This is a genomic window from Rhizobium favelukesii (assembly GCF_000577275.2).
Taxonomy (GTDB): Bacteria; Pseudomonadota; Alphaproteobacteria; order Rhizobiales; family Rhizobiaceae; genus Rhizobium; species Rhizobium favelukesii.
Genome location: NZ_HG916855.1, coordinates 563,237 through 577,300, shown reverse-complemented (window position 1 = coordinate 577,300; position 14,064 = coordinate 563,237). Strand labels below are relative to the sequence as shown.

Here is a 14,064-nt window from a genome sequence, read left to right as displayed (position 1 = left end):
TTAAGGCGACGCTACCGCAAATACCCATCATTGGCGCAAGCATCGGTGGCGACCATGGTCGTAAACTTGAGTACTGGCCCGTGTCTGGCCGCGCCCGTCAATATGACCCGTGACGAGACTCGACGACCGGTTACTTTGGAGCAGCGTCCCTGTCCCGGCCTGAGACCGGCTGCAAACAGCACCGAGTTCTTTTAATCGGCCGGGGAGACGCGGCGGGCGGCTCCTTCCGGTTTCGACGCAGCAGGTGCTAACGTACAAGGCAGAGCGACTTGCTGGTAATAGTGAAAACTCCGGCGACGATCACCAGCATGATCACCTACGTCCGCGGCCCGCACATTTTCGGGAGAAAAGCGGCGAGGCGCTTTGGCTGGCAATCAATGGCGCCCGATGACGTCCACGGCAGAGGTCAGCTTGGAGGCCGACATGCGCGCTCTCCGCGCTGCGACACGCGAGGAGTAGAAAAATGCCCGGGATTCAGACACAGGTTTTCGCAAGCGCGAATGGCGGCATATGGCGCGGCGATCAGGATAAGACGAATCTCACCTTGATTGTCGCCGCGCAGGCGGCAGATGATTTCTCGAGCAGGATGAGGCTACCGGGGAACACATCGTCATGCACCGCGCCAACCCCGAACCTGGAGGAACGGAGCGAGGTGGGCAATCGCCAGTTTTCTTAAGATCGCCGGCGATCACCCCCAGGACAGGCTCTTCGCGATGTTCTGCACCGCCGTCTGCCTATCGAAGACGCGTCAAAGAGCGACAATCCACCTGTTGATCTCACGCCGTTGAACCCGTTTCCGTGGTCCATCAGACGCGAGGGCGCTGAGAACTGAGTGAGGTTGTTCAGTCCCGCTCGACAGCAGGGTCAAGCTCGGTCGTAGGTGAATGACGTCAGCAGCGTGGTCACGAAATTGCTCGCCCTTTCCTTGACGAGCACTTCCGTCCATTCATCCGTGCCCCGGAGCCTCAGGTCCGTATAGATGCTATCGACGGCTGCTTCTTCGATGCGTTTGATATGCGCCTTGAAGGTAGCCTCGCCGCCGGCATGGTACATGTCACGGATGACCATGCGCAGGATTTCCTGGATCGCGATTTGCCAGGACGTGTTGATCGACTGGAGTTCGTTCGTATCCGGTGCCATGGAGGCTCCTAGGTGTAAGCGAACCTCAGCATGACGTTGTCACGCTGCGGAATCGGGGTGCCGACAACCGATGCCGGAGGCTAAGCTTGTCGCGCCTTGCGGTTGGCGTAGCGCCGGTCGCGCTCGGCCTTTCGCGCCGCCTCATCTTCGATCACGCGCGCTATACGGGCCTTTTCGGCGCCCTCGCGGGCTTCAGTTTCGGCCAGCGCTTCGGCCTCCGCGGCTGCTCGCTGCTCTGCCGCCTGGGTCTCAACGCGCACGCGCTCCCCGTGCTTCAGGCGCTCGCGTTCAACGCGTCGTTCCTCGCGAGCCGAGACAATAGCCGTGCGTTCTGCCTGCCTTGCCATTCTAGCAGGTTCCGCCCCGGTTTTTGCTGCACGGTAGGCGTTGAGCAGAGAAGTCTTGGCGTCTGCGGATGCGGCTCGTCGGTCAGAGAGCTGATTGTTTCTAGCGTTCTTCAAATCTTTATCCTGATAATCGGTGTTGGCGCAGTGATCAGCGCGTTTTGGCCCGTTTGGCGAGGAGGGCAGAAGTTGCTGAGGTTCGGTCGGCCAGTTCCTTCGCCAGACGAGCCTCTCGCAGCCTGGCCGTCTTGGCATCTCGGCGCTCGGCCTCAGATTCGAGCTCTTCAACTGCGTTATTCTTCGCAAAGAACTGCATCTGGACGTTGCCGAATGCGATTTCAGCCTGTTGGCGGGATCTACTATATGTTTCAGTCATTGAAACTCCTGACGGCTTCGACCGGTGACCCGGAACGAAAAAAGCCAGGCAAGATGCCTGGCCTCGATTGAATATGCGCTTCCGGCAGTGCCAGTACATCCGTGGTCAAAGGGAAGCAGATATCAATTAAGCGGACTGCAGATTGCAGGCCGACATTTTGCCCGACTTCATGTCGCGCTCAAGGTCGTAGCCGATCTTCTGGCCTTCGACGATTTCGCGCATACCAGCGCGTTCGACAGCCGAGATATGCACGAAAGCGTCTGCGCCGCCGTTATCAGGCTGGATAAAGCCGAAGCCTTTGGTGGAATTGAACCATTTTACTGTGCCAGTGGTCATGATGAACCCTTTCAAAGCATAGAGTGAAGAACCGCGGAAGCGACGCTTTGCGGACGGTGGTAACGACTATTTTGAAAGGAAGTTCGTTTAGAGCGCGGTGCCAATCGCGCGGTAGACAAAGCTCGGCAAGCAAAAGATCGATAAACCATCAATAGCGACATGGGCGAGGAAGTCAACCGATAGTTTTGGCTGCGCAGGTTCGCCGTCTTCGACCGCGTGACCATCTCCATCGTCTGGGCTGCGTCTTGGAGCTTCGACCGTAGCCGGGAATGCGCCGGCTCGTGTCCGATGGTGCCAGACCATCTGCAAAGGTGTCGGCGGTGACGCCCACCGCAGCTCCGAACGGCAGCCGACCCGCCCTCGCGAATACGTCCGCCAGTCGTCCCGGAGCAATCGCCGTGGCATGGATGCCGGCAGGCAGCGTAAGAAGCGTTGAGACAACCTGCGCGAGATCGAGCAAGACATTGAGAGGGCAGCGCTCCGAAAGAGCGTGTGAGTAATCGCTTGGCAAAGCGGCAACATCAATCGCGAGCCAGGTGTCTCGAGGGCGGGCAATCCGGACTGCGAGCGACATGGTCGAACTCGCCTGGCGATGGTTGCGCGGCATCAACCGAAATCGACGTTAACGTAATGGTTCAAAGAGCGCGGCGCACGCAACGCCGGCCGTCCAAAAGACCGATGATCGTGGCGCTGGCCCGCAAGCTGCTCGTCGCACTCTGGAAGTATGTGAACTCCGGCGTCGTGATCGAAGGCGCAATCATGAGAGTCGCCTGAGCCAACAACCGCTGAGAAACACAGTTTCTAAAGGGCCTGATCAGTCCTGACGGATCCAGGTGAACGGACTGGGAATCCTTTTGCCTTTAGCTGCCGATCTTGAGTTTGGTCCCGTTCTCTTGAACCCGTTCCCGTCGAAAGCGGGTTAGTGGTGCAGCCGTAACAAGCGGCGACCGGATGTGAGATTGTACAGGCCCGGGACGGGCCGGTAAATGCTATGGGCTCAGACCGTGGATCCACTTACGAAGGAGCAATTCGATACCACGTGAATGAACCATTGACAAAAATCCTGATGTGAACGGGATCGAACCGGCGTTGGCTAATCGCATTTTGCGTAAGCAAGTGATAGATCACAGCCTGCTGAGTATGAGCTGTCGAGCATCATCTTCAGAGAGAAACCTCGGACCGGACTGGAGAGCTTTTGATGGGCTGGAAAACACCGAAGATCGAATACGTGAATGGTTATAAGATCGTTGAAGTTGATGGGCCTACCTTCAAAGTCTACGATGGTGACCGTCAGCGCGGGGATAATTTCTCCTATCCCGGCGAGGCTGCTGCTTACGCCACCTCATTGCCAAAGCGGGATCCTTCACGCCGCTAGGCGAGAAGCCGCGAAAAATCATTGAGAAACCCGTTATGGCAACCTTACCGGATGCGGATCAAGATTTGACCAGCTCCCCCCTTTTTTCACCGCTGGAACTGCTTGGGTGGTCTGAATTCTTCGCGGACCAGGTCCAACCCGGCGAAGCGGACCTGATCCCCAGACGCGTCGCTTCAGTTCACCGGGCACGCATCGAGGCGATCGATGTTACCGGGCCGGTCGGACTGGAACTTCCAGCCAATCCCAATACTGCTGACTTCGCGGTGGGCGACTGGGTTCTTGCGGATCCGCTGACCGACATGCTTATGAGCCGTCTCGACCGAAAAAGCGTCTTTCAACGACGCACGGAAGGGGGGCGTGGCCAGCAACTTGTTGCCGCCAACGTCGACACCCTGTTGATCGTGACCTCGTGCAACGCCGATTTTAATCTTGCTCGGCTGGAACGTTACCTGATCATGGCCAACCAGGCCGGAAGCAATCCCGTAATTGTGCTGACGAAGGCTGACACCGCCGAAGATGCTGGCCTGTTCCAGGGGCAAGCTGAGGCTTTGCAACGGGACCTGCCTGTCATTGCCTTGAATGGGCGTTCCGCGGACGCCGTGTCCCTGTTGAGGCCCTGGTGCGGCATCGGCCAGACGGTTGCGCTGGTGGGATCCTCCGGTGTCGGAAAATCGACGCTTGTGAACACAATGACCGGGCCTGAATCTGACACAAAGCAAAAAACAGGCACCATCCGCCAATACGACGCGCAAGGCCGACACACAACCACGGCGCGATCGCTGCATGCAATTTCAGGCGGCGGCTGGGTCATCGATACACCGGGAATAAGAACGCTTTACGTGAGTGATGTTGTCGACGGCATAGACACCCTCTTTGCTGAAATAATCGAACTGGCGCCGCTATGCCGCTTTCGCGATTGCACCCACGCCCATGAACCGGGCTGCGCCGTCCAGGCAGCTGTCGCAAGCGGTGCCCTGGTTGCCGATCGCGTGGAACGCTGGCGGAACCTGCTCGCAGAAAACCGCGACCGAACACCGGTCGTGAGTGGACCACGTGGCAACAAGATCGTTCGCAAGAAGAAATATTGAAAGTTTTGAGCGCTTGCGACGGTGCTCATCGGCGTTAGCCACGATCCGCCGCCTTGGTGAACTGGCTGGGCTGCGGTCACCGCGTCAGAACTCAATGATTGGGATTGCGGTCAAGAAGAAGACCCTGCAAGCGGCCGCTCCCGCTTGTGAGGGATATGTCTTTGAACAACCGCGATACGAGGCGCGGTCGCAATCCTTGCCTCTCATCGATGAGGAGGAATGACATCCTCTTTATCTCGATGGTGATCACGCCTGTATTGTCATGGCGACGATAATTCCGCGAATCGATCGCATGAAATCCGTTCTCCACCGCCCAGGCGGCTATCATATCCGCGTTCATCAAGGTCCTGCTTCAGGAGATGCGGACCTGCTTTCCTAGCGGTCCCGCTCGTGCAAATCGCTTTGCAGTCCTACGATACCGTAACTGAAAAGCTCTAATCCAGCCAAATCCGTCGAAGATTACGGTTCCCGCTCAGGTGTTGCGAGAAAGACTCGCAGCAATCGGTACGCATGGCCCCACCCGTCTGGTGCTCTTGATGGGGATCGAACCGTCGACCCACGCGTGTTAGCAAAAGGTTGATGTTTCAAATGCACCAAGGGCGGACCTCCATTCGCGCTGCAAGGTCTTCTCGCCGCACCTCATGGTTCCCACCGTGTACGTCGCACCGACGTACGCATACGATTAAACTTGACGTGTACGTCGATGAGGCGTACAAAGCTGTCTAATTTCTAGTGCAGGAGGCGACTATGCTTGCTTTCAAAGACATCACTCTCGATATCGATGAGCCGAGCAACGCGCGGATGAATTTCCGTACGAAGCCTCGTATCAAGGATGCCATTCACCGGGCGGCTGCGCTTTCTGGCATGGACGATTCCGCCTTTACGATCAATGCAGCCTACAAGTCTGCAATCGAAACAATCGCGGCCCACGAAGCGACCGGTCTTAATGCTGTTGATCACACGGCATTTTTCAAGGCTCTCGACAATCCGCCTGCGCCGACGAACAGCCTGAAGGACGCTTTCAGGCGTCATCGCGAGACTGTCGTTTCCAAGTAATGGCAGAAGACGTAAAGCCAAAACTCCTCATCGAGCCGCTCGATCCTTCCAAACACGATCGGGCGGCTTTTTCGTGTGGCGTTAGACAAGTCGATAACTTTATCAAGAAGACGGCCAACAAGCTCACGAAGGCAGATAATCTTCGTGTTTGGGTGCTGACGGCGGAGGACGAGAAGTCGATCATCGGCTTCTACGCGATCAACGCTCATTCGATCAATTACGACGAACTACCGGAAAAATTCGCCCGCAATCGTCCGGAGCACGGCGCGATCCCTGCCGCGTACATCTCCATGATCGGTCACGACGAGCGATTTAGAGGCGGTGGATACGGCGGCATTCTTCTTGCCGATTGCCTCCAACGGATAGCCCGGATTGCGGAGCAGATCGGCACGGCCGTCGGCGTCCTGGATGTACCCGATTGCGGAGACCCCGGAAAAACGCAGCAGCGCAAGGAGCTCTACATCGGATACGGGTTTCAGCCCTTTCCCTCTATGCCGATGCGAATGTTCCTGCCTATTGCAACGATCAAGGATCTCGTCGGTTGAGGTCGCTTGCCATCCGAGCTTGAATCTCAGTCGCGGTATAGGACAGCTTGGGAGAACTGCCGGGTTGTCAGAGGTTGGCCATCAGCCACCGTATTCGGGTGCCCCCAAGTTCGTTTGATATTGCTGGACGAAGCTCTTGATGTGAGACGAACACACGACGCCGCAAAATATCCTGGCATGTTGCGCGAGCGACCGCCTTGACGATCTTCCACCAACCCAGTTCATTCGGACAATGTTCAAAGCCGCAAACGCTGTACAGATCAGAGTTTCCATCGATGAGATCAAGCCGGACGTCTGGCGCCGTCTGGTCCTGCCGGTCCAATGGAATCTGGAGCATCTGCATCTCGGAATTCAGGCCGCATTCAACTGGTGGAACTATCATCTCTATGAGTTCCGGATCGGTGGCCTGCGGTATGGGGACGTCGAGATCCTGACGGAGGATGCGACCGACGACGATCCTCGGGTCTTCGATCAGAGAGAGGTTCGCTTGCTGGACTTCGAGCAAGGTGCTGTCTTCAGCTACCACTATGATTTCGGGGATGGCTGGCGGCACACCGTCACGGTCGAGGAGTTCTTAACGCTCACTGCTTCGCCCAAACACGGGACCTGCGTCGCTGGCGAGAGAGCCCGACCGCCCGAGGATGTCGGCGGCGTGTCGGGTTATGAGCGGTTTCTGGAGATCATCGCCAACCAGGAAGATCCCGAATATGCCGAAACCATTCGGTGGTGCGGTGGCTACTTTGAGGGGGAATGGTTTGACCTTTCTACTGCAGACAAGGATCTTCACAATGCTCTGCGATCGAACGTCAAACGGCGATTGTATCAACCGAAGCCGAAAGCCGTTCCGAAGAAATGAGTTCGCTAGGATTTAAGGTGAACGCCTTGATGAGATGTGAAGCTATGACCACGTTATTCAGGCCACTCGATAGCGACAATTTATGGAGCTGGCCATTGCTTGTCGCGTGCGCAACTGAGTGTGGCGGCCAATTCAAGGCGCCGAAACTGTCCAGTCTTCGACGCGTAGGCCAGGTACTCGATCGAACTCACGTCGGTTGTTTGTGACCAATATCAGCCCCCTCGAGCGGGCGTGACCGGCAATCAGCTGGTCGTATGGTCCGATCGGAGTTCCGCCGCGCGCGAGCTCGGCACGCAATTGGCCCGTATGGCTCGCTGCCATTTGATCGTAGGCAAGCACCTCAAGCCGTGCGGCAAAGCCCTCGACTACGGAGAGGTTTCGTTCTGGATTGGCCGACTTTTCCGCACCGTAGACCAGCTCCATCAAGGTGACTGAGCTGATGCACAGTTGACCATGGTGGCGGTTGAATGCTTCGCGGACCTGCGGCGGACGACTCTTCACGGTGAAAATGCAGATGTTCGTGTCGAGCATGTACTTTAGCACTAGAACGCCTCGCGCTCCTGCAAGGTCGGCTGATCGCGTTCGTTCATGAAGTCGGACGTCGCACCTTCACCATCGAACCAGCTGTCCCAGACTTCACCCGCGGGTGCTATAATCCTCGTGCGCCCGACTGCAACGATATCAACCCGCTTTACATCCTCGGGAAGCGCGACGGCCTTCGGTAGTCGAACGGCTTGGCTACGATTGCTCTGAAACACGGCTCCTTGCTCCATCTTAGTCCCTCCAAGCTACGTGTGAATGACATTCTCCTATCGCGGCAGACGGGATATGTCAATGGGATATACATCGCACTCTGCCTGCGCGCCTCGTGGCGGGCTCAACCTGACAGAATGCCTGCTCTTGATGGGATACGAACCGCCGACTCTGGGGGACTTTCATTCCTGTGACTTGCTACATATTGCTGAACAAGCGCCTCCATACCCCGGATACGCTTTGAAAAACGGGCCAGACCGGGTCTAACGAATACGCGGGATCCGATGTCCCATATATTTGTCGCTCACAAGCTCGACACGTGTGCAGAGGTATCTGACCTGCCACTGCGACTAATCGGTCAGCCCGTCCGAAGGCGTCGTAGAACACCGAAACAAAACAAAACAAAATCGAATGCCACTCCTAATTTTCCGATCTTATGATTGCGGAAATGAAGGAGCCTCTCGATGTTAACCTCGTTGGCTTGTCGTCGCTGCGGCGAATTTGTATCTACCTGCCGGATACACAGACCATCAATTTGCTCGAAACCGCTTTAACCGCAGAGGGTCTTGCGGCCGCAACCGTCACTAGCCTTGCGCAGTTCGAGACGACGATAAGCCGTGGTCACTACACTGCAATCATCACGATATCCTCCTGCATTGACGGAATTCGGGAGTTTTCGGACCTAATGGCCGCGGACGTTGCCGGTGAGCTTCCGGACCGTGAACATGCATCCGATCCGTCGCATTGCAACCCTCGAAGAAGTGGCGGAAACCATCTGCTTCCTTGCCGGACCACATGCGGGCTACATCAACGGAGAGACCGTGAATATAGCCGCTGGTCTCGGAATCTGAGCGTCGAGGCCAAAGCGCCCGAAACACAATCCGGATCAGACCACCTGTGCAAGATCCTGAGCTTCAAAAGAAGCTCAGGATCTTTCTTTCGACGCCGACGGCCGCCTCGGGCTCCAAAGGAGTCATCCAGCTCTTGATGGGAATCGAACCGAAGACTTTTTGCCGGGTTCAGCGTTGGTTGAAATCTCGTTTTGAACGAACATCCCACCAGAAGGGCTCTTCAAGTCTGATGTAAGCCACAGCGCCGGTCGGGCATGACTATTTTCCGTCTGTGTTTCCCGATTGTTTTGTGGCTGCCTTTAGCACGCCTTCCTGCAAAACCGCCTCATCGGCAAGAATGGTGGCGGCCTCGTCCAGCAAGACGTCTTTTGCCTTCTTGCGGGCATTTTCAATGGCAATATCAGCACTCAGGCTGCGCTCGTTTGCCTGCAGGCCATCATCTCCACCAGGATCTTCGGCATCGCTTACTTGCGCTCGAGACTTGAGTCGATCTTCTCGAGCAGTCGCTTCTTTACGACGTTCGGCTTCATTGAGGGAGACAACCCCTTTCTGGCGCTGCGCCTTCAGGTCGGCAATGTCCTCTAAAATGCGTTGGAAGTCCGGATCTCTCTGCACCCGAGCATCATGGCGGCTTTGCAGAGTCGGCAGCAACGTCATCATATTACCGGTGGGCGCATAGTTCGCAGGCTCGACCTGCGTCCACGGCAGGGCATTGTCATAACTCATCTCACCAAAGCTCGTCGGATCCGCAAATCCCGGCAAGCTGATATCAGGCGTCACGCCGCGCAGCTGTGTCGTACCGCCATTGACGCGAAAAAACTGGGCAATCGTCACTTTCAGCTCACCGAATTCGGGTTTGCTGTTGCGAACCATCTGGTCAAGATTGACAACAGTTTGAACGGTACCCTTACCGAAACTGGGTTCGCCGACGATCACGCCTCGACCGTAATCTTGGATAGCCGCGGCAAAAATCTCCGAAGCCGACGCCGACCCGCGATTGATCAGGACACCCACCGGGCCTGTCCAGACAGGCGCGGGAAAATCAGCGCTTTTTACCGCGACCTTACCGTCGCTACCGCGTTGCTGAACGACCGGGCCATTGCCGATGAACAGACCGGTCAAATCAATCGCCTCGTTCAATGAACCGCCGCCATTGTTGCGCACGTCAATGAGAACGCTGTCGACCTTTTCTTGCTTCAGTTCGCCGAGAATCTTGGCGACATCGCGGCTTGCGCTTCTGTAGTCCTTGTCTCCTTTGCGCCGGGCTTCAAAATCCTCATAAAATGCCGGCAGAGTAATCACCCCGATTTTGCGCGTGGCTTCGCCCACTTTCACGGACAGCACGGCCTTCCTGGCAGCCTGCTTTTCGAGGTTGATTTTATCGCGCACCAGGCTGACAACGCGATGGGTGCCGTCTGCTCCGGCATCTGCCGGCAGGATATCCAAGCGCACGACGGAGCCTTTTTTCCCTCGTATCATTTGCACGACTTCATCAAGGCGTGTGCCCATCACATCTTTTATCGCCCCATCCCTGCCTTGACCAACGCCGGTAACGCGATCTCCGACCGAGAGCTTGCCGGACAACTGCGCCGGCCCGCCAGGCACGAACTCACGGACCGTCGTGTAGTCGTCGCGTTCCTGCAGTACCGCACCGATACCAACCAGCGAAAGCTTCATCGAGATATCGAAGTCGGCCGAAGCGGTCGCGCCGAAATAGTCCGTGTGCGGGTCGATAGACGCTGTATAGGCGTCCATGAACGACTGGAAAACGTCGTCGCTTTTATACTTATAAGCGCGCTCGAGAGCGCTTGCATAACGTTTGTCGAGCGTTTCGCGAACAGCCGCGTCGGTTTTGCCGCCCAGTTTCAACCGCAGCCAGTCGCTTTTGGCGCGCTTGCGCCAAAGTTCATTGCTCTCGGATTCCGACTGCGGCCAAGGCGCTTTATCGCGCAGCGCGGAATAATCTTCCTGCGCACCGAAATCGAAGTCCTGCTTAAGCAAGTTGCGCGCGTAATTCATGCGGTCGACAACGCGCCGTTCATATAGGTTGAAGATCTCAAACGGGATCCTCAAGTCCTCCCGTTCGATGGCATCGTCGATCTCGCTGCGGTGAGACATGAACCTGTCGATGTCCGCTTGCAGGAAGAGCACGCGGTCCGGATCGAGCGATTTGATGAACCGGTTCATGATCCTGGCCGACAAGGCGTCGTCAAGTGGAACGGGCCTGTAGCTAAAGCGCGCCAGAAAGTTTGCACTCAACTGAGCGGCTTGTGCCTGTTGCTTTAGCGGCGCCAAAACAGGTGGTGATGCGACTTCAGCATTTGCGGACTGTACGATTGCAAGAAGTGCACCAAGGAAAACGTATGGTATGCGCATTCAGCGTTGATCCAATTCTTAATGCCGAGCGTCGATGTGCGATCTAGGTGGAGCAATTATGGTTTTTTGGCAACCAGGTGCATCGTCCCCGCGAATTCTTACGGCCGAAAAATCCGTTCAAACGACAGACTGGAAGAATCCGCGCCGGCGAGATCTTCGTGATCATGGGCCTCTCGGGCTCGGGCAAAGGGCTGCTCAGAGTTCACTCCTTGCCCATTTTCGCATCGACGCTGAGGGGCCGCCCCTGAGGTCACAAAGTACAGGAAGACAAAGCAAAACACGGCCGCTGCGTAACCGCCATCTTCTGTCGAACCGTCTTGTCATCGAGGCGGAGTTGACCGCCGAGCTTCGAGACGTTCGTGAGTTGACTTGCATGGCTGGCGAAAGCTCGCGACAACTGCGGCATCTGTTCAAGCTTGTCGACCTCGATGAGGTCTCGAACGTCTCGTTCGACGATCGCCGGTATTCTCTCGTCCTTGCCCGCCCGACGCCGGCTGTCGCGGCGGGCAAAACCTCTGGGTAACCTCGCGTTACGACAACGTCGCCCGCGCAAGCTGGTCGAGGGTCTGGGAAAAGCCGTTGCCGATCTGGCCGAGCCTGGCGTCGTCTTCGCCAAATCCAGTCTCGCGGGCGAAAGTTTGGGCACATTGCGCAGTTGAGATCGGACGCCCAGCCTCGCGCAGCGTGCGCAGGATGAAACCACGTCGGTCGAAATCCTTCAAAAGCTCAAAAATGGCATCGGGGTCGCCTCCGTCACGTTTGCGGCGACGACGGACGGCATGCGGCGCAGCCGCTGGGGGTAGTTTGGATCGTAGGCCTTGATGACCACATCGAAAGCGGCGCCCCTATACCTGGGCAAGGAACTCACGTCATGAACAAACGCAGAATGTAGTTAAACCTGTGCGAACGGGATAAGCCATAAACTTAATGTCTTAGTATTCCGATCGCCACGCTGAATTGGTCTCCTGCCATCGCAAAATGTCATAACCCATCCGAGGCTCCGAAAATCGAAGCGCGAAGCGACAGCGGCCATTACCGGCTATGAAGCCGCTTTTCCCCGTGCGGCACCCAGCTTCCTTCGAAAGAAGGTGCCAACTTAAAGATAGGCGATTGCATTGGGGTGCGCTAGAATCGCTCCGGACCGCTGATCTGCCAGTCCGGTGGCAACTTAATGAAACAAAGACTCGCCGCAATCCTGGCGTCCGATATGGCAGGCTATAGTCGGCTGATGGAGGCCGACGAAGCAGGCACGATCGCCCGCCTCAAAACGCACCGAATCGAATTGATCGATCCCGCCATCGCAAAGAACGGGGGCCGGATCATCAAGACGACGGGCGACGGCATGCTGGTGGAATTCCAGAGCGTCACCGACGCGGTGAAATGCGCCGTAGAAATCCAGCAGCGCATGAGGCGGCGCAATTCGGATGTGCCTCAGGATCGGCGGATCGAATTCAGGATTGGCATCAATCTCGGCGATATCATTTTCGACGACGACGACATCTTTGGCGATGGCGTGAATATCGCCGCCCGGATCGAGCAACTGGCCGATGTGGGGGGCATCTGCGTCACGGCTGCGGTGGCGACACAGATTGCTGACCGTCTCGATGTCCCGATCGAGGACCTGGGCGAGAAAACGCTGAAGAACATCAGCCGTCCCGTGCATCTTTATCGGTTGGGGCTAGAGGGCTCCGTCCTGCCGGCCTCGCCGGAGGAAAAGGACGCGAAGCGAGCCGTCTCCAAGCCCTCGATCGCCGTACTGCCGTTCGACAACATGAGCGGCGATCCCGAGCAGGAGTTTTTTGCGGACGGCTTGACCGAGGACATCATCACCGAGCTGTCGCGCCGCCACGAACTCTTCGTCATCTCGCGCAATTCCAGTTTCGTCTACAAGAATCAGCCCGTGAACGCGCGCGAAGTGGCCGAGAAGCTTGGGGCCCAGTATCTGGTGGAAGGCAGCGTCCGGAAGATCGGCGACAGGGTGCGGGTGACGGTCCAGCTCATCGACGCGGCCAACGATGCCCATGTCTGGGCCGATAGATACGACCGAAGGCTGGACGACATTTTCGCCATTCAGGACGAGGTGACGGCAGCGATAGCGGCCACTCTGCCAGGGCGTCTCGAGGCCGCCCAACGAGACCACCTCGCCCGCACGAAGCCGGCGAACATGGCCGCCTACGAATGTGCTCTCACAGCCAAGGTGCTGCATCACCGGGCCACCGTCGCTGACAATAAGCAGGCCCAGGCCCTGATAGACAGGGCGCTCGCACTCGACCCCGGATATGCGCATGCCCATGCCTGGCGGGCCTGCATCCTCGGGCAGGCGTGGGTGCTCGGCTGGTGCGAGGACAAGGATGCTGTCTGGGCCGAGATCGTTGCCGAGCTGGAACGGGCGCTGGGGCTCGACGACAACGATGCCGACGTACATCGCATCCTCGCCGCCGTGAACGTGAACAACAACGAGCTGATGACGGCCCGCTATCACCAGGAGCGTGCCCTTTCGCTCAATCCCAATTACGACCTGGTGGTGGTCCAGCAGGGCGAGCTCTTGACGTGGCTTGGTCGGCCGGAAGAAGGGGTAGAGTGGATTCGCAAGGCGATGCGGCTCAATCCCCATCACCCGGAACGATTCTGGAGTCATCTCGGGAAGGCGTATTTCGCCGCGCGGCAATACGGTGAAGCAATCGAGGCATTCATGCACCTTTCGGTGATGGATCACGTCCAGCACGCCTTCGTCGCCGCCTGCTACGGTTGGCTCGGCGACGACGTTGCTGGTTCTGCGCATTTGAAGAAGGTCAGAGCGATCGCCCCCGACTTCGGCCTCGAGTCCTTCCTCGCCACGTTGCACTACGCTCGAGAATCCGACACGCAGCACATTCGCGACGGGCTTGTCAAAGCGGGCGCGGACGACGCGCTTGCCAGCGAACGACACCGGGTGCAATAGAGCTCCCTCCGGATGTACCGAATAGGG

The 14,064-nt window shown here is 57.3% G+C and carries 16 protein-coding genes and 2 pseudogenes; 10 read left to right on the top strand and 8 right to left on the bottom strand.

All coding sequences use genetic code 11. The features are described from left to right. Positions 1-20: 20 nt before the first annotated feature. Positions 21-195 (top strand): annotated as a pseudogene (locus tag LPU83_RS66265) (chemotaxis protein CheD); the annotation flags it as partial. Positions 196-864: 669 nt separating this feature from the next. Here the strand turns inward: LPU83_RS66265 and LPU83_RS66260 are convergent. From LPU83_RS66260 to LPU83_RS66245, 4 genes are all read right to left on the bottom strand, one after another. After that, positions 865-1,140 (bottom strand): hypothetical protein, encoded by a 276-nt coding sequence (locus LPU83_RS66260; protein ID WP_024316032.1) that lies wholly within the window; start codon positions 1,138-1,140, stop codon positions 865-867. Between the two features lie 80 nt (positions 1,141-1,220). After that, a complete protein-coding gene (locus tag LPU83_RS66255; protein WP_024316031.1) occupies positions 1,221-1,601 on the bottom strand; it encodes a DUF6481 family protein in 381 nt (126 codons plus the stop codon). A gap of 34 nt (positions 1,602-1,635) precedes the next feature. Beyond that, positions 1,636-1,860, bottom strand: coding sequence for a hypothetical protein (locus LPU83_RS74760; protein ID WP_024316030.1), 225 nt, complete (start codon positions 1,858-1,860; stop codon positions 1,636-1,638). 126 nt (positions 1,861-1,986) lie between these two features. Continuing rightward, on the bottom strand, positions 1,987-2,196 hold the full coding sequence (locus tag LPU83_RS66245) for a cold-shock protein (protein WP_003567907.1): 210 nt from the start codon (positions 2,194-2,196) through the stop codon (positions 1,987-1,989). Positions 2,197-2,701: 505 nt separating this feature from the next. Between LPU83_RS66245 and LPU83_RS66240 the strand changes: the two are divergent. The 3 genes and pseudogenes from LPU83_RS66240 to rsgA form a co-directional block, all read left to right on the top strand. Continuing rightward, positions 2,702-2,970, top strand: a pseudogene (locus tag LPU83_RS66240) (IS110 family transposase); the annotation flags it as partial. A gap of 424 nt (positions 2,971-3,394) precedes the next feature. Next, the gene (locus LPU83_RS73280) at positions 3,395-3,571 is read left to right on the top strand and encodes a hypothetical protein (RefSeq protein ID WP_167546229.1); all 177 of its coding nucleotides are present in this window, start codon (positions 3,395-3,397) and stop codon (positions 3,569-3,571) included. Positions 3,572-3,606: 35 nt separating this feature from the next. Beyond that, complete coding sequence (gene rsgA / locus LPU83_RS66235) at positions 3,607-4,659, top strand: ribosome small subunit-dependent GTPase A (RefSeq protein ID WP_024316028.1); 1,053 nt, start codon at positions 3,607-3,609, stop codon at positions 4,657-4,659. A 91-nt stretch (positions 4,660-4,750) separates the two neighbouring features. Here the strand turns inward: rsgA and LPU83_RS74755 are convergent, their stop codons facing one another. Then, entirely contained in the window at positions 4,751-4,999 is a 249-nt protein-coding gene (locus LPU83_RS74755) for a hypothetical protein (protein ID WP_024316027.1), read from the bottom strand. 407 nt (positions 5,000-5,406) lie between these two features. Between LPU83_RS74755 and LPU83_RS66225 the strand changes: the two genes are divergently transcribed. From LPU83_RS66225 to LPU83_RS66215, 3 genes are all read left to right on the top strand, one after another. Further along, positions 5,407-5,715 (top strand): type II toxin-antitoxin system TacA family antitoxin, encoded by a 309-nt coding sequence (locus LPU83_RS66225; protein ID WP_024316026.1) that lies wholly within the window; start codon positions 5,407-5,409, stop codon positions 5,713-5,715. Further along, the gene (locus tag LPU83_RS66220; RefSeq protein ID WP_024316025.1) at positions 5,715-6,260 is read left to right on the top strand and encodes a GNAT family N-acetyltransferase; all 546 of its coding nucleotides are present in this window, start codon (positions 5,715-5,717) and stop codon (positions 6,258-6,260) included. The genes LPU83_RS66225 and LPU83_RS66220 overlap by 1 nt, the downstream gene beginning before the upstream one ends. 232 nt (positions 6,261-6,492) lie before the next feature. Further along, positions 6,493-7,116, top strand: a complete 624-nt coding sequence (locus LPU83_RS66215; RefSeq protein WP_024316024.1) for a plasmid pRiA4b ORF-3 family protein — start codon at positions 6,493-6,495, stop codon at positions 7,114-7,116. A 132-nt stretch (positions 7,117-7,248) separates the two neighbouring features. Here the strand turns inward: LPU83_RS66215 and vapC are convergent, their stop codons facing one another. Beyond that, positions 7,249-7,659, bottom strand: a complete 411-nt coding sequence (gene vapC / locus LPU83_RS66210) for a type II toxin-antitoxin system tRNA(fMet)-specific endonuclease VapC (protein ID WP_024316023.1) — start codon at positions 7,657-7,659, stop codon at positions 7,249-7,251. Further along, positions 7,659-7,889, bottom strand: coding sequence for a type II toxin-antitoxin system VapB family antitoxin (gene vapB / locus LPU83_RS66205; protein WP_024316022.1), 231 nt, complete (start codon positions 7,887-7,889; stop codon positions 7,659-7,661). The genes vapC and vapB overlap by 1 nt, the downstream gene beginning before the upstream one ends. 684 nt (positions 7,890-8,573) lie before the next feature. Here vapB and LPU83_RS66200 point away from each other — a divergent pair. After that, complete coding sequence (locus LPU83_RS66200) at positions 8,574-8,720, top strand: SDR family oxidoreductase (RefSeq protein ID WP_210163836.1); 147 nt, start codon at positions 8,574-8,576, stop codon at positions 8,718-8,720. Between the two features lie 258 nt (positions 8,721-8,978). Here the strand turns inward: LPU83_RS66200 and LPU83_RS66195 are convergent, their stop codons facing one another. Then, the gene (locus LPU83_RS66195; protein ID WP_024316021.1) at positions 8,979-11,096 is read right to left on the bottom strand and encodes a carboxy terminal-processing peptidase; all 2,118 of its coding nucleotides are present in this window, start codon (positions 11,094-11,096) and stop codon (positions 8,979-8,981) included. Between the two features lie 373 nt (positions 11,097-11,469). On the opposite strand from LPU83_RS66195, the gene LPU83_RS66190 reads away from it, so the two are divergent. Together LPU83_RS66190 and LPU83_RS66185 are read left to right on the top strand one after the other, a co-directional pair. Continuing rightward, positions 11,470-11,619: a hypothetical protein gene (locus LPU83_RS66190; RefSeq protein ID WP_157997392.1), complete on the top strand. Its 150-nt coding sequence runs from the start codon at positions 11,470-11,472 to the stop codon at positions 11,617-11,619. A 648-nt stretch (positions 11,620-12,267) separates the two neighbouring features. After that, complete coding sequence (locus tag LPU83_RS66185; RefSeq protein WP_024316019.1) at positions 12,268-14,037, top strand: adenylate/guanylate cyclase domain-containing protein; 1,770 nt, start codon at positions 12,268-12,270, stop codon at positions 14,035-14,037. The last annotated feature ends 27 nt before the right edge of the window (positions 14,038-14,064 follow it).